Raw genomic sequence first — 13,577 nt, forward strand, 5'->3', positions numbered from 1 at the left:
AGAGCAAGCTGCGTTTTGTCGACCGAAATGGGCCTAGAACGGCTTGACGATAACCAGGATGACGATGGCGATCATCAGCAATGTGGGGATCTCGTTGACGATTCGCCAGTGCCGCGCCGGTTTTTCATTGCGGTCCTCGGCGAATTTCCTGACAGCACCGGCCAGATAGCCATGCACGCCCGACAGCAACAGCACCAAGCCCATCTTGGCGTGCAGCCAGCCGCCGTGAAAGCCAAACACTTTCCAGGCAAGCCAAAGCCCGAACACCCAGGTGACGATCATCGCCGGATTGATGATGCCGCGCAGCAGACGCCGCTCCATCACCTTGAAGGTCTCCGATTGGACGGACCCCTTCTCTGCGTCGGCGTGGTAGACCAGCAATCGCGGCAGATAGAGCATGCCGGCCATCCAGGAGATGACGGCCAGGATATGGATTGCCTTCGCCCAGGGATAGAAACCCTCAGGCGCAAAGAAAAACAAAAGTGCGGTGAGAACAACCAGCACTCCGATGCCGATGGTCATGCGCATCATCGCCCCACGAGTGCTGTTGCCGCCCGTATTATCCGATTGAGCCATCAGCGTGTCGCGCTCCGCACCTGCTTCACCATCGCCTCGACATGCGCCACCGGCGTCTCCGGCGTGATGCCATGGCCGAGATTGAAGATCAGCGGTCCGTCGCCCAGCGCCTTGAGGATCGCATCGACGCCGTCCGACAGGGCTTTGCCGCCAGCCACGAGCCGCAAGGGATCGAGATTGCCCTGGACCGCCCCTGAATGCTGCAGTTCGTTCGCAACCGACAGGGGCACGGTCCAGTCGATCCCCAGCCCCGTCACCCCGGTCTTCTCACGATAGGTCTCGTAGCGGGCGCCGGCGCCCTTGGGAAAGCCTATGATCGGAACATCGCGATGAACCGCACGAACTTGCCTGACGATCTCCGCCACCGGTTGCACGCAGAACTGCTCGAAAGACGCATCATCAAGCACGCCGGACCAGGAATCGAAAATCTGCACCACGTCGGCACCGGCTTCGATCTGGCGGATCAAATAGGCCGCGGAGTGATCGGCGAGCACTTTCAGGAGATGCTTGAAGGCCGTCGGTTCGCGATAGGCAAACAGCCGCGCCGGCGCTTGGTCGGGTGTGCCGTGGCCAGCGATCATGTAGGTCGCCACCGTCCACGGCGCGCCGCAGAAGCCGATCAGCGTGGTCTCGTCAGGCAATCTTGCCCGCAGCCGGCGAACCGTTTCGTAGACCGGTTCGAGATTCACGTGAAACGTTTCACTGTTGAGAGCCGAAATCTCAGCTGCAGTGATTGGCGTCAGCAGCGGCCCGCGGCCCTCCTCGAAGCGGACATCGCGTCCCAGCGCATGCGGCACGACCAGAATGTCAGAGAACAGGATCGAGGCATCGAAGCCGAAGCGCTCGATCGGCTGCAGCGTCACTTCGACGGCCAGATCAGGATTGTAGCAAAGATCGAGAAAGGACCCGGCGCGCTTTCTGGTCTCGCGGTACTCCGGCAAATAGCGCCCGGCCTGGCGCATCATCCAGAGCGGCGGCGGAAACACTGCCTCGCCTCTCAGCACGTCCAGCACGATGCGGTTCTCGGGCATTGAGCGCTCTCTTCCCTGCCTTCTCTATAATTGAATAGTCTATTTCTAGAATCTTCTGATTCTAAGAGTCTGTTGGTATCGGTGGTTGTCACCTGTCCCGCTTTGCCTTGGAAAAGGCCAGCCAGCATTTTGTCGCGTGTTTCTTCCGCGGGATTGGCAATGAGTGTGGATGACCAGGATTCCATCACTGGAGTCAATGGTTTGGCGTAGCCGCTGAAAAACCGCCTCTGTGGATGAAGCGCTGGCAGAAACGCCCGTCCCCAGATTTGTCCCCAGCCGCACGGTGAAGCTGACAGCGCATCGAATTGTGGACAACTGGCCTTCTGATACAGTCGCCTCCAGCCGGTCGCCTTTGCGGCCCCGGTTTATCCACACAAGCCCACAGCCTGAGGCGCCCCCTGTGAACAAACCCCAGAGCTTCTTTCACCTGCACCTGATTTCCGACGCCACCGGCGAGACGCTGCTGGCGGCCGGCCGAGCCGCCTCGGCGCAATACAAGGATGCGCGCGCCATCGAGCATATCTATCCGCTCATCCGCACCGAAAAGCAGGTGGCGAAAGTCTTCGAGGACATAGAAGAGGAACCGGGCATCATCCTCTACACCGTCGTCGACCAGAAGCTGGCGCGCGGTATTGACGAGCGCTGCGCCGCCATGGGGCTGCCCTGCGTTTCGGTGCTGGAGCCGGTCCTCACCGTGTTCCAGTCCTATCTCGGCACGCCGGCCGGCCGCCGCGTCGGCGCCCAGCATGTGCTCGATGCCGATTATTTCCACCGTATCGACGCACTCAATTTTACGATGGAGCATGATGACGGCCAGCTGCCGCTCAACATGGACGACGCCGATGTCGTGCTGATCGGCATTTCCAGGACATCGAAGACGCCGACCAGCATCTATCTCGCCAACCGCGGCATCAAGACCGCCAACATCCCGATCGTGCTCGGCGTGCCGGTGCCCGAAAGCCTGGTCGCTGCCACCAAGCCGCTGATCGTCGGGCTGATCGCCACCGCCGAACGCATCTCGCATGTCCGGCAGAACCGCGTGCTCGGCAACAGCAGCACCTACGAAGCGACCGATTATGTCGACCGTGCCTCGATCGCCGAAGAGCTCGCCTATGCCCGCCAGATCTGCACCCGCCACAATTGGCCGATGATAGACGTCAGCCGCCGCTCGATCGAAGAGACCGCGGCAGCCATTGTTGCCCTGCGGGGGAAGAATAGATGATGGGATGGCAACGCGACCTCCTGCCCCAATCAACCACTATCGACCAGGCCCAGAACCCATGACCGAAAAAATCATCCTCGCCTCCGGCAGCCCGTTCCGCAAAGCAATGCTCATCAATGCCGGGCTCGGCATCGAAGCGGTGCCTGCCGATGTCGACGAGCGTGCGCTCGAGGCGCCGTTGCAGGACAGCGGTGTGTCGCCGGAAGATGTCGCCCTGATACTCGCCGAAGCCAAGGCGACCGAGGTCAGCGAACGCAGATCGGGCGCCTTGGTGCTCGGCTGCGACCAGACTTTGTCACTGGGAGATGAAGTGTTCCACAAGCCGGCCGACATGGAAGGCGCCCGCCGCCATCTGTTGGCGCTGTCAGGCAAGACGCATCAGCTGAACAGCGCCGCCGTGCTCTGCCGCAACGGCAAGGTGCTGTGGCGCCATGTCGGCATCGCCAGCCTTACCATGCGCAAGCTCGATCCGGCCTTCGTCGGCCGGCACCTGGCCCGCGTCGGCGCCAAGGCGTTGTCGAGCGTCGGCGCCTACCAGATCGAGGGCGAAGGCATCCAGCTGTTCGAAAAGATCGAAGGCGATTATTTCACCATTGTCGGCCTGCCGCTGTTCCCGGTGCTGGCGGAATTGCGTGCGCTCGGAGCCATCGATGGTTGAGAAAAAAGCTTTCGTCACCGGCCATCCGATCGCGCATTCGCGATCGCCGAAGATCCACGGCTATTGGCTGAACACATACGGCATCGACGGCAGCTATTATGCGATCGATGTCGCGCCGGCCGATTTTCCCGAGTTCCTCTCGTCGCTCGAGGCCAATGGCTATCAGGGCGGCAACGTCACCATTCCACACAAGGAAGTCGCCTTCGCCCGGGTCGAGCGCCGCGACGAAGCGGCGGAGATGATCGGCGCGGTCAACATGCTGTGGCTGGACGACGGCGTGCTATGGGGCGGCAATTCGGACTGGATCGGCTTTGCCGGCAATCTCGACGAGCATGCCCCGGGCTGGGAGAGAAACGCTCCGGCCGTGGTGCTCGGCGCCGGCGGCGCGTCGCGCGCGGTCATCCACGCGCTTAAAGTGCGCGGCATCAACGATATCCGCATCGTCAACCGCACACTGGCGCGGGCGCAGGAACTCGCCGACCGCTTCGGCGCCGGCGTCTCGGCGCATGGCGCGGTCGGCGACTTGCTTGGCGATGCCGGCTTGCTGATCAACACGACGGCACTTGGCATGCATGGCGATGCGACGCTGGCCGCCGATCCGGCCGGCCTGCCAGCTCACGCCATTGTCGCAGACATCGTCTATGTGCCGCTGGAAACACCGCTGCTTGCCGCTGCCCGCGCGAGAAATTTGAAGACGGTCGACGGGCTCGGCATGCTGTTGCACCAGGCTGTGCCCGGTTTCGAACGCTGGTTCGGCAAGATGCCGCAGGTCACGCCTGAGTTGCGACAGATGATCGTCGCCGACATCCTCGCCAAATGATGGGTCGCAAATGATGGGCGCCAAATGATGACCGTGCTCGGCCTCACCGGATCGATCGGCATGGGCAAGTCGACGACGGCGAAAATGTTCGTCGACGCCGGCGTGCCGGTGCATGACTCCGACGAGACCGTGCATCGCCTCTATGCCGGCAAGGCAGCACCTCTCGTCGACGCGGCCTTTCCCGGCACCGTGATTGCCGGTTCGGTCGACCGCACCGAGTTGGCGCGCCGCGTGCTCGGCAACGCTGCTGCGCTGAAGACATTGGAGGCGATCGTCCATCCGCTGGTGCGGGCCGATGCCGATGCCTTTCTGGCAAGGCACCGCGCCGCCGGCGCGCCGCTCGTCGTGCTCGACATTCCGCTGCTGTTCGAAACCGGCGGCCGCAACCGTGTCGACAAGGTCGTCGTCGTCACCGCGCCGGCCGATATCCAGCGCGCCCGCGTGCTGGCGCGTCCTGACATGAGTGAGGAAAAGCTGGCGGCAATCCTGGCCAAGCAGGTGCCCGACGCCGAAAAGCGCCGGCAGGCCGATTTCGTCATCGACACCGGCGAAGGCATGGACGCCGCCCGCACCGCGGTCGGCGCGATCATTGCCGAGCTCTCAGGGCGCTGAACTCGCCTGCTAACTCCTGGGGGATAAGTCGCGCCCATCAGGCTCCTGACGGCAGGCTGTCGGCATTGCCCATTGCCATTTTGTTCCGCTCCATGATTCTACTCCTCCAGGAGTGGGTTGATTCTATGCGTGAGATCATTTTCGATACCGAAACCACCGGACTCGACATGCGCGACGACCGCATCATCGAGCTTGGCGGCGTCGAGCTGGTCAACCGCTTCCCGACCGGCCGCACCTTCCACAAATTCATCAATCCGCAGGGGCGCGCCGTCCATGTCGAGGCGCAAGCCGTGCACGGCATCAGCGCCGCCGACCTCGTCGGCAAGCCGACCTTTGCCGAAATCGCCGAGGAATGGCTCGCCTTCACCGACGGCGCCAAGCTCGTCGCCCACAACGCCAATTTCGACATCGGCTTCCTCAACACGGAATTCGGGCGGCTCGGCCAGCCGGCCATAGACACCGGGCGCGTCGTCGACACGCTGGCGCTGGCGCGGCGCAAGCATCCGATGGGCCCCAATTCGCTCGACGCGCTCTGCCGCCGCTACGGCATCGACAACGGCCACCGCACCAAGCACGGCGCGCTGCTCGATTCCGAGCTCCTGGCCGAAGTCTACATCGAACTCATCGGCGGCAAGCAGGCCGCACTTGTCCTCGACGCGGTCGTGGTGCAGCTCAACAGCAATGGCGACGTTGCCGACATCGACATCTCGATCGCCGCCAGGCCAATCGCCCTGCCGCCGCGCCTGACCGTGGGCGAGCGAGCGGCGCATGCGGGGCTGGTGGCGACGCTGGGCGAAAAGGCGCTGTGGCTGAAGGTGGCGGCGGGGTGAACGGATCGCGGAGGTAGCGTTCCGTCACACCCCTCTCTGGCCTGCCGGCCATCTCCCCCTCAAGGTGGGAGATCAGCAGCTTCGCCGCTCCAGCCCATTCCTGCAACGTCTAAAGTTGGCGAAGGTCGCGATGACGGCCAATCTCCCCCCTTGAGGGGGAGATGCCTGGCAAGGCAGAGGGGGGTGCTGTCCCGCCAGCATCTCAGTATACAAAAAGCCCGGCACGAAGCCGGGCTTTCAACTCATGCGCGTGACGCTTGCCTTCAGCTCACCTTGACCTTCGATGCCGCCTGGTCCTCGGCCAGCTTCTGCTGGAACATCTGGGCGAAATCGATCGGGTCGAGCATCAGGGGCGGGAAGCCGCCATTGCGGGTGGCTTCGGCGATGATCTGGCGGGCGAACGGGAACAAAAGCCGCGGGCATTCGATGAACAGGATCGGCAGCATGTGTTCCTGCGGGAAGCCGGCGATGGCGAATACGCCGCCATAGACCAGTTCGACATTGAACAGCACTTCCTGGTCGAAGGACGCCTTGGCGTTCAAGGTCAGATTGACGTCGAACTGCTTGTCGGAGAGCGGGTTGGCATTGACATTGACGTTGATCGCAATGCCTGGGGCCTTGTCGCGGCCGCGCAGCGAGTTCGGCGCGCCGGGGCTTTCGAAGGACAGGTCCTTCACATACTGGGCAAGCACGTTGAGCGACGGCTGCGCCGTTTCGCCGTTGCCGTTGGCGGCGCCGACCGGCGCGTCATCTTTGCTGGCCATGAGCCTTGTTCCTTTTGCCTGGACAGCAGCGCTGACCGAATTGAAATCGGGCGTTGGCTAGCATGGTCGGCATGACAAGACAAGGTTTGCCGCCTTCAGGCCGAAGGGGTCGATGTAGCCTCAGTCGTCCTCAAGGCGACGTTCAGTCGTCCTCAAGGTGACGTTCAGTCGTCCTTCAGGCGGCGCCACGGCGAGTTATGGTCGGGACCGCGCTTGAAATCGTCCTCGCGCGAATAGTCGCCGTCGTCGAGGTCGATGACCTTGTCGCGCGACCTGCGGCGAAAACCGCCGGCGGTGAAATCGGTCGCGACGACGATGCGGCCCTTGAGCCTGCGCCAGGCAAGGTCGCGTACCGGCGGCAGGAACAGCAGCAGGCCGATAATATCGGTAATGAAGCCGGGGATGATCAACAGGATGGCGGCGACCACGATCATGGCGCCATGCGCGAGCTGGCGGCTGGGGTCGCCGCCGCCGGCCATCTCGGCGCGGACCCGCGCCATGACACCAAAACCCTGGTGCCGGAGCAGAAGCACGCCGGCAATGCTTGAAGCCAGCACCAGGCCGACCGTGGCGAGCGCCCCGACCTCGCGGCCGACAATGACGAAACCGGCGATTTCCAGCAGCGGCAGCGCAAGCAGGAACAGAGGAAGGAAGGAAATGCGCAAGTCTTGACCGATCGTTTCCATGTTTGCCGGGCGGCGCATAATCGCCGCTGGCACTGAGGCCGTTAGATAGGTATGCCTGCCTTTGATTTGAATGATTGCGCCATGCGTTCTATATGCTTTGCATGTTTAACGCCATGCGACCGCCGCCCGATTGGCTGGCGGTCCCGGCCAGGTCAGGGATTGATTGGCGAAAGTTATGGGATTCTTCGACTTCGGCACCATTTTCTTTCTGATTGCGGCGGTGGTGATCTTTTTCCAGTTGCGCAACGTGCTTGGCCGCCGCACGGGCAGCGAGCGCCCGCCCTTCGATCCGTACACGGCCAGCCGTACCGAGAAGGACGCGACCCAGAAGCCCGAAAATGTGGTTTCGCTGCCACGCAAGCGCATGCCGGGCGAGACGGCTGCCGAGACCTATGCGGCCATCGATGCCTTCGCCAAGCCCGACACCGACCTCAACAAGGGCCTGCGCGCGATCAAGGACAATGATCCCTCCTTCGACCCCAAAGTCTTCGTCGACGGCGCCAAGATGGCTTATGAGATGATCGTCATGGCCTATGCCGATGGCGACCGAAAAACGCTGAAGAACCTGTTGTCGCGCGAGGTTTTTGACGGCTTCGTTGCCGCGATTGGCGACCGCGAGGCGAAAGCCGAAAAGATCCAGTCCTCCTTCGTCGGCATCGATAAGGCCGACATCGTCTCGGCCGAGATGAGGGGCGGCGAGGCCCACATCACGCTGCGCATCGTGAGCGAACTGATTTCGGCGACCCGCGACAAGGCGGGTGCCGTCATCGATGGCGATCCCGAGACGGTGGCCGAGGTCAAGGATGTCTGGACCTTCGCCCGCGACACACGCTCGCGCGATCCGAACTGGAAGCTGGTCGCCACCGAGGAAGAAGACTGAGCCTATGCATGTCGCCCGGTGCGGGCAGCTTTTTTGGGATAGCGACATGCAGGCAAACATCGGCAGTGGCGAGGCTGAGGTGTCGCTCTCGCCGCTTTTCGTGGAAAAGTCCTTCGATGATCTTCCCGGTTGGAATTCCGATGACCATCTGCCCGCTTTCGAAGCCTTCCGCCGTTCGGCCTTTCATGTCCTGAACAAGCCCTACCGCACCGGTTCGTTGGGCGTCCGGTTCAACGCGTTTGCCGGCGCCTATGACGAGGCGCGCACCGTTTCGCCGGCGAATCGGTCGGCGGCCAAGGCTTTTTTCGAGCGCCATTTCGCCCCGGTCCAGATTCGATCCGAAAACCTCGGCCTGGTCACCGGCTTCTACGAGCCCGAGGCCGAGGCCTCACCAGTGCGCACGGATGAATTCACGGTGCCGCTGCTGGCGCGGCCTTCCGATCTCGTCGACATCGATGATGCCAACCGTCCTCGAGGGATGGACGACTATCTCGCCTTCGCCCGCGATACGCCGCAGGGCCTGGTGGAGTATTTCGACCGCAGTGAGATCGAGAGAGGCGCGCTGGCCGGCCAAGGCCTGGAAATCGCCTGGCTTGCCGACAAGGTCGACGTCTTCTTCATCCATGTGCAAGGTGCGGCCAGGCTGAAGATGACCGACGGCCGGCTTTGCCGCGTCACCTACGCCGCCAAATCCGGCCAACGTTTCAGCGGTCCGGGGAAGATTCTCGCCGAACTCGGCGAAATCCGACTGGAAAAAGTGACGATGCAGTCGATCCGCGCCTGGTTCAGGGCGCATCCGGATCGCGTCGACGAGATCCTCTGGCAGAACCGCTCCTACATCTTCTTTCGCGAAGCCGATGTCGACGATGCCGCACTCGGTCCTATCGCCGCCGCCAAGGTGCCGTTGACGCCCGGCCGCTCGCTCGCGGTCGACCGGCTGCTGCACACATTCGGTACCCCCTTCTACATCGACGCTCCGTCGCTGACCGCCTTCGATGGAAAACCGTTCCGGCGGCTGATGATTGCGCAGGACACCGGTTCGGCCATCACCGGGCCGGCGCGGGGCGATCTGTTCGCCGGCTCCGGCGATGCGGCCGGCGAGATCGCCGGCGTCGTTCGCAATGCGGCCGATTTCTATGCCTTGGTTCCAGGCGCTCTCGTTTCGGAATCGAATCGATGAGCAAGCGCCCCGATAAACTCAACGAAGACGATCGGGTGCTGTGGAACCTGGTGGCGCGCACCGCCCGACCGCTGAAGGGCCGGACCGCGGTCGAGATTCCCGACATCGTCGTAGACCCTAAGCCGGCACAGACGCCGGTCGCTGTCGGTCCGGTCCTCGCCGCCAAGCCGAAGGCGCAGCATGTATCGCACGCGCTGGACGAGCCGACATTGGACAAGCTGAAGAAGGGCCGGTTGCCGATCGAAGGCCGCGTCGATCTGCATGGCATGACCCAGGCCGAGGCCTATTCGCTGCTGTTTTCGTTCCTGCACCGGGCCCATGCCGGCGGCATCCGCTATGTCCTCGTCATTACGGGAAAAGGGTCGTCGTCGGGCGGCGACGGCGTCTTGCGGCGCGCCGTGCCTGCCTGGCTGTCGACGCCTGCCTTCCGGCCGCTGGTCTCCAGCCACGATGACGCCGCCCGCAATCACGGCGGTTCGGGCGCGCTCTACGTTCGGCTCAGGCGAACCCGCTGATGACGCCGTTCGGCGAAAAACTGCGGGCGCTTCGAGCCGAGCGCGGCTTGCGCCAGAAGGACATGGCGCAGGCGATCGGAGTCAGCGCCGCCTATTTGTCGGCGCTGGAACATGGCCGCCGCGGCGCGCCGACCTGGACGCTGATCCAGAAGATCATCGGCTATTTCAACGTCATCTGGGACGATGCCGAAGAGCTGGCGCGTCTGGCCGAGGCCTCACATCCGCGGGTGAGACTCGATACGTCCGGCCTCAGTCCTGCTGCCACCGAGTTGGCCAATCTGTTGGCCGAAAACATCGAGAAGCTGGACGAAGCCGAGCTTGCCCGCATCACCGGCTCGATCCGGGCGGCACTGGAGCGGCGTAAGTAGGGCGGCGCCAAGGCCACGAATGCTCATCAATAGCGCCGGCATTTCATCCTGAAGGCGATGCCCGCCGGCCGTTAGCCAGCGGGCATATAGCGAGATTACTTCGCGCCGGCCTGGCCGCCACGGCCGCCAGTGCTGTCATGATCGCCGCCGCGACCGCCACCCAGGCAGTCCGAGGTGAGATCGCAACAGCGATTGCCCCACTGGTTGTTCTTGGCGCAGCCGGTCTGGTCGGCCATAGCGGATCCGGCCAGGGACGATACCGCGATGGCGGCGAGGAAAGCATTACGCAGGAAAGCAGTCATTTGAAGTCTCCATGGTTGGGTTTCTGTTTACGGCTGTGTGTCGCCGCTGGAGACGGTTTGGTTCACGCAGGTAGCGAAATTTTTTGAGGAGGCGTTTCGAGAGATAAGATTTCGAGGGCAGCGCTGCCCTCATCCGCCTGCCGGCGACTATTTTGCAACGTTGACGATTGGCGAAATCACCGATGGCAGCATCTTTCTCCCGTCACTATACGGGGAGAAATGCCCGGCAGGGCAATGAGGGGCAGCGCCGACTTGCGGTTATCTCGTGAAAGTAATTAGCCGCGGGCTTCCGACGAAGCTGTTCGCAGCGACGCGCTCACATGCATCGTCCTTATTTACTGAACCGCGCCGACCAGCACCTGCTGGCCGCCGCGGATCGAGACCCAGCGGCCGGTGTTGTCGATGGCCTGCCGCTTGAGGAAGCGATAGCCGGTGGCGTCCCAGATCTTCACCTTGTCGGTCAGATTGTCGAGGACGTAGTCGCCCTTGTCGGTGCGCACCGTCAGCACGGCATGGCCTTCGCCGTCCGGCTTGCGCACGACGGTGATCAAGAGATCGGCCAGCGACACGCCAGAGCGCGAGAGCTGGCGGCGCTTTTCCAGCACATAGTCTTCGCAATCGCCGACGCCCTTGTCGGGATAGGCCCAGACCTCGTCCTTGCCATAGATGTCGTAGTCGCTCATCGGCTTGACGGCGGCGTTGACCCTTGACGTCACGTTGATCAGCTTGCGCATGAAGGCGTCGGTCATCGCGGCGGGGTTGAGGTTGCTCGGCCGGATCGAGCATTCGCCGGGCTGGGTTTTACAGAAATCATAGTGGCCGATCGGCTGCGAGGTCATGCCGCCCGTCGCCATGGCGCCGCCTGCAAGTGCCGGCACTGCCCAGCACACAGAGATCGCCAGCCCTGCTGCCGCCCACAAGCGCAGCGTCCGTGCCATCGGTGAGGAAGTCATTGTCCCCGTTCGCCCTTGTTCTTAACGAAAGGTTAAAGGGGATTTACACTCCGTGTCAATTATCGGGGGAGCCAGATTCTTCGGCATGGTTACCCGCGCCCGCCCAACAGCGTCTATTGTGCAACAGAACGCCTGTGGCGCGCAAAATCGCCCCGCTTTTGTGGGCAATGCACGCTGCAGCCGGATCGAGCCTCAGCTTTTGGCGGAGCGGACCAGCCTTGGTTTCACCGCAACCCGGTTCTGGCGGCCGTAGCTGGTGATGAAATCGACGATGCGCGGCACGATTTCCGAGCGGAATCGCGACCCGTTGAAGACGCCGTAATGGCCGACGGCCGGCTGCATGTAATGCGCATGCCGGTCAGCCGGGATGTTGGGGCAGAGATCGTGGGCGGCCTGGGTCTGGCCGAGACCGGAAATGTCGTCGTTCTCGCCTTCGACCGTGAACAGCGCGACATTGCGGATCGCCTTGGTGTCGACCACCTCGCCGCGATGCGTCATCTCGCCCTTGGGCAGCGCATGGCGCACGAACACCGTGTCGACGGTCTGCAGATAGAATTCCGCCGTCAGGTCCATCACCGCCAGATATTCGTCGTAGAAATCGCGGTGCTTCTCGGCATTGTCGCCGTCATGCTTGACCAGATGCATGAAGAAGTCCTTGTGGGCGGTGATGTGGCGGTCGAGGTTCATGCTCATGAAGCCCGACAGCTGCAGGAAGCCCGGATAGACTTCGCGGCCGAAGCCCGGCACCGGCCAGGGCGCGTGCATGATGACGTTGTCGCGGAACCAGTCGATGCCCTTTTCCTTGGCCAGAAGATTGACCGCGGTCGGATTGCGGCGGGTGTCGATCGGCCCGCCCATCAAGGTCATGGTCGAGGGCACGAAGGGATCGCCGCGCTTTTCCATCAGCGCCACCGCCGCCAGCACCGGCACCGAAGGCTGGCACACCGCCATCACATGGGTGTCCGGCCCCAGCGCATGCAGCATGTCAATGATGTAGTCGATATAATCGTCGAGGTCGAAATGGCCGTCGGTCACCGGCACCATGCGGGCATCGACCCAGTCGGTGATGTGCACGTCGGCATAGGGCAGCATCGCCTCGACCGTGCCGCGCAGCAGCGTCGCATAATGGCCCGACATCGGCGCCACAATGAGAAGCTTGGGGTCGGCCTTGCGACCGGCGGGCACCGACCGCTCGAAGCGGGTGAGATTGCAGAACGGCCGCGACCACACGGTCTTTTCGCTGACCTCGACGCTTTTCCAGTCGACCACGGTCTTGCTCAGGCCGAAATGCGGCTTGCTGTAGCGGCGCGTCGTGCGCTCGAACAGTTCGGCGGTGGCAGCGACCGAGCGGCCCCACGGCGTATGCGAAAACGGATTGAGCGGGTTGGTGTAGAACAGCCGCACTGCATCGGCATAAAGCCGCGCGGGCTGCAGGGCGGCATGGTTCATTTCGTAGAGCTGGTAGAACATCAGGTACTCCGCAGCTGCCGTGACCGAAGGGACGACGGACAGCGCCGAGCCTTGAATGTCTCGCGCGGAGGTTAACAAGATATTGCTGCGATGCAATACGTCACGTGGCGTGACATATGCCAATCTTTCGTCCAAGGCCTTGAGAAACCGCGTTGGGCGGCTGGAGCCGGCTGAATGTGCACTGCAAAATGCAAGGCTGTTGGACAACGGGGCAGGATGCGTCCGGCCCGATCGGGCCGGACTTGGACAGATCTAGACGCGCGCCATGCACACCGAGGTATGGCCCGAGCCGATGAAGCCGAGCTGGCCGGCGGCGCCCTTGGACAGGTCGAGCACGCGCCCTTTGATGAACGGTCCACGGTCGTTGATGCGCACGACGACGCTGCGGCCATTATTCTGGTTGGTCACTTTCAACTTGGTGCCGAAAGGCAGGCTGCGGTGCGCGGCGGTCAGCGCCGACGGGTTCATGCGTTCGCCATTGGCGGTCCTGGAATGCAGTGCGTACCAGGAGGCGCGGCCGCACTGGCCGGCGGCGGAGGAGGCGGACGCACCGACCATCAGGCCAGCGGCGACCGTTACCGCGACAAGCGCGGTCTGGTTTGTTTTCTTCATGTTGGGGGGGTTGGCTCCGTTTTCGACAGACCCCAGCCGTTAAGTGTCGAATAAGGCAGGAAATGCGGCAAGCATCGGGCGGTTCCGTGGCACTGGCA

Annotated in this window: 17 protein-coding genes; 9 read left to right on the forward strand and 8 right to left on the reverse strand. The window is 62.9% G+C overall.

The features are described 5' to 3' along the window. Nucleotides 1-33: 33 nt before the first annotated feature. Entirely contained in the window at nt 34-576 is a 543-nt protein-coding gene (gene hemJ / locus NKI64_RS19620; protein WP_352500184.1) for a protoporphyrinogen oxidase HemJ, read from the reverse strand. Then, on the reverse strand, nt 576-1,607 hold the full coding sequence (hemE, locus tag NKI64_RS19625; protein WP_352500183.1) for a uroporphyrinogen decarboxylase: 1,032 nt from the start codon (nt 1,605-1,607) through the stop codon (nt 576-578). Before hemE ends, hemJ begins: the two co-directional genes overlap by 1 nt. Nucleotides 1,608-1,890: 283 nt before the next feature. Here hemE and NKI64_RS19630 point away from each other — a divergent pair, with 283 nt between their 5' ends. From NKI64_RS19630 to dnaQ, 5 genes are all read left to right on the forward strand, one after another. After that, nucleotides 1,891-2,829: a pyruvate, water dikinase regulatory protein gene (locus NKI64_RS19630; protein ID WP_460221915.1), complete on the forward strand. Its 939-nt coding sequence runs from the start codon at nt 1,891-1,893 to the stop codon at nt 2,827-2,829. A 58-nt stretch (nt 2,830-2,887) separates the two neighbouring features. Next, nucleotides 2,888-3,487, forward strand: coding sequence for a Maf-like protein (locus NKI64_RS19635; protein WP_352669513.1), 600 nt, complete (start codon nt 2,888-2,890; stop codon nt 3,485-3,487). Next, nucleotides 3,480-4,307, forward strand: coding sequence for a shikimate dehydrogenase (locus tag NKI64_RS19640; protein WP_023698099.1), 828 nt, complete (start codon nt 3,480-3,482; stop codon nt 4,305-4,307). The genes NKI64_RS19635 and NKI64_RS19640 overlap by 8 nt, the downstream gene beginning before the upstream one ends. A gap of 27 nt (nt 4,308-4,334) precedes the next feature. Next, the gene (gene coaE, locus NKI64_RS19645; protein WP_352669714.1) at nt 4,335-4,919 is read left to right on the forward strand and encodes a dephospho-CoA kinase; all 585 of its coding nucleotides are present in this window, start codon (nt 4,335-4,337) and stop codon (nt 4,917-4,919) included. A 125-nt stretch (nt 4,920-5,044) separates the two neighbouring features. After that, nucleotides 5,045-5,749: a DNA polymerase III subunit epsilon gene (dnaQ, locus tag NKI64_RS19650; RefSeq protein WP_352669516.1), complete on the forward strand. Its 705-nt coding sequence runs from the start codon at nt 5,045-5,047 to the stop codon at nt 5,747-5,749. 263 nt (nt 5,750-6,012) lie between these two features. On the opposite strand, the gene secB is transcribed toward dnaQ, so the two are convergent. Both secB and NKI64_RS19660 read right to left on the reverse strand, forming a co-directional pair. Next, nucleotides 6,013-6,513 (reverse strand): protein-export chaperone SecB, encoded by a 501-nt coding sequence (gene secB, locus NKI64_RS19655; protein WP_023672105.1) that lies wholly within the window; start codon nt 6,511-6,513, stop codon nt 6,013-6,015. Between the two features lie 164 nt (nt 6,514-6,677). Further along, nucleotides 6,678-7,178, reverse strand: coding sequence for an FxsA family protein (locus tag NKI64_RS19660; protein ID WP_023747432.1), 501 nt, complete (start codon nt 7,176-7,178; stop codon nt 6,678-6,680). Between the two features lie 196 nt (nt 7,179-7,374). Here NKI64_RS19660 and NKI64_RS19665 point away from each other — a divergent pair, with 196 nt between their 5' ends. From NKI64_RS19665 to NKI64_RS19680, 4 genes are all read left to right on the forward strand, one after another. Next, nucleotides 7,375-8,079 (forward strand): Tim44/TimA family putative adaptor protein, encoded by a 705-nt coding sequence (locus NKI64_RS19665; protein WP_352669519.1) that lies wholly within the window; start codon nt 7,375-7,377, stop codon nt 8,077-8,079. A gap of 79 nt (nt 8,080-8,158) precedes the next feature. Beyond that, nucleotides 8,159-9,259 carry a murein transglycosylase A gene (gene mltA / locus NKI64_RS19670; protein ID WP_352669717.1) on the forward strand — a complete coding sequence of 367 codons (1,101 nt, stop codon included), beginning with the start codon at nt 8,159-8,161 and terminating at the stop codon, nt 9,257-9,259. Beyond that, a complete protein-coding gene (locus NKI64_RS19675) occupies nt 9,256-9,774 on the forward strand; it encodes a Smr/MutS family protein (protein ID WP_023822337.1) in 519 nt (172 codons plus the stop codon). The genes mltA and NKI64_RS19675 overlap by 4 nt, the downstream gene beginning before the upstream one ends. Continuing rightward, nucleotides 9,774-10,142: a helix-turn-helix domain-containing protein gene (locus NKI64_RS19680; protein WP_023672100.1), complete on the forward strand. Its 369-nt coding sequence runs from the start codon at nt 9,774-9,776 to the stop codon at nt 10,140-10,142. Before NKI64_RS19675 ends, NKI64_RS19680 begins: the two co-directional genes overlap by 1 nt. A 95-nt stretch (nt 10,143-10,237) precedes the next feature. On the opposite strand, the gene NKI64_RS19685 is transcribed toward NKI64_RS19680, so the two are convergent. The 4 genes from NKI64_RS19685 to NKI64_RS19700 form a co-directional block, all read right to left on the reverse strand. Further along, a complete protein-coding gene (locus NKI64_RS19685) occupies nt 10,238-10,444 on the reverse strand; it encodes a hypothetical protein (protein WP_023672099.1) in 207 nt (68 codons plus the stop codon). Nucleotides 10,445-10,779: 335 nt separating this feature from the next. Beyond that, nucleotides 10,780-11,397: a transglutaminase-like cysteine peptidase gene (locus tag NKI64_RS19690; RefSeq protein ID WP_023706944.1), complete on the reverse strand. Its 618-nt coding sequence runs from the start codon at nt 11,395-11,397 to the stop codon at nt 10,780-10,782. 192 nt (nt 11,398-11,589) lie between these two features. Beyond that, nucleotides 11,590-12,867, reverse strand: coding sequence for a polyhydroxyalkanoate depolymerase (locus NKI64_RS19695; protein ID WP_023672097.1), 1,278 nt, complete (start codon nt 12,865-12,867; stop codon nt 11,590-11,592). Nucleotides 12,868-13,119: 252 nt separating this feature from the next. After that, nucleotides 13,120-13,479 (reverse strand): septal ring lytic transglycosylase RlpA family protein, encoded by a 360-nt coding sequence (locus NKI64_RS19700; RefSeq protein WP_023822338.1) that lies wholly within the window; start codon nt 13,477-13,479, stop codon nt 13,120-13,122. Nucleotides 13,480-13,577: the final 98 nt, after the last annotated feature.

The organism is Mesorhizobium sp. M0478 (assembly GCF_040321305.1).
Taxonomy (GTDB): Bacteria; Pseudomonadota; Alphaproteobacteria; order Rhizobiales; family Rhizobiaceae; genus Mesorhizobium.

Excerpts from the sequence above, each read along its gene's own strand:
- hemJ (WP_352500184.1), bottom strand. The coding sequence starts at position 576 with ATGGCTCAATCGGATAATACGGGCGGCAACAGCACTCGTGGGGCGATG.
- hemE (WP_352500183.1), bottom strand. The coding sequence starts at position 1,607 with ATGCCCGAGAACCGCATCGTGCTGGACGTGCTGAGAGGCGAGGCAGTG.
- NKI64_RS19635 (WP_352669513.1), top strand. The coding sequence starts at position 2,888 with ATGACCGAAAAAATCATCCTCGCCTCCGGCAGCCCGTTCCGCAAAGCA.
- NKI64_RS19640 (WP_023698099.1), top strand. The coding sequence starts at position 3,480 with ATGGTTGAGAAAAAAGCTTTCGTCACCGGCCATCCGATCGCGCATTCG.
- coaE (WP_352669714.1), top strand. The coding sequence starts at position 4,335 with ATGACCGTGCTCGGCCTCACCGGATCGATCGGCATGGGCAAGTCGACG.
- dnaQ (WP_352669516.1), top strand. The coding sequence starts at position 5,045 with ATGCGTGAGATCATTTTCGATACCGAAACCACCGGACTCGACATGCGC.
- secB (WP_023672105.1), bottom strand. The coding sequence starts at position 6,513 with ATGGCCAGCAAAGATGACGCGCCGGTCGGCGCCGCCAACGGCAACGGC.
- NKI64_RS19665 (WP_352669519.1), top strand. The coding sequence starts at position 7,375 with ATGGGATTCTTCGACTTCGGCACCATTTTCTTTCTGATTGCGGCGGTG.
- NKI64_RS19675 (WP_023822337.1), top strand. The coding sequence starts at position 9,256 with ATGAGCAAGCGCCCCGATAAACTCAACGAAGACGATCGGGTGCTGTGG.
- NKI64_RS19680 (WP_023672100.1), top strand. The coding sequence starts at position 9,774 with ATGACGCCGTTCGGCGAAAAACTGCGGGCGCTTCGAGCCGAGCGCGGC.
- NKI64_RS19685 (WP_023672099.1), bottom strand. The coding sequence starts at position 10,444 with ATGACTGCTTTCCTGCGTAATGCTTTCCTCGCCGCCATCGCGGTATCG.
- NKI64_RS19690 (WP_023706944.1), bottom strand. The coding sequence starts at position 11,397 with ATGACTTCCTCACCGATGGCACGGACGCTGCGCTTGTGGGCGGCAGCA.
- NKI64_RS19695 (WP_023672097.1), bottom strand. The coding sequence starts at position 12,867 with ATGTTCTACCAGCTCTACGAAATGAACCATGCCGCCCTGCAGCCCGCG.
- NKI64_RS19700 (WP_023822338.1), bottom strand. The coding sequence starts at position 13,479 with ATGAAGAAAACAAACCAGACCGCGCTTGTCGCGGTAACGGTCGCCGCT.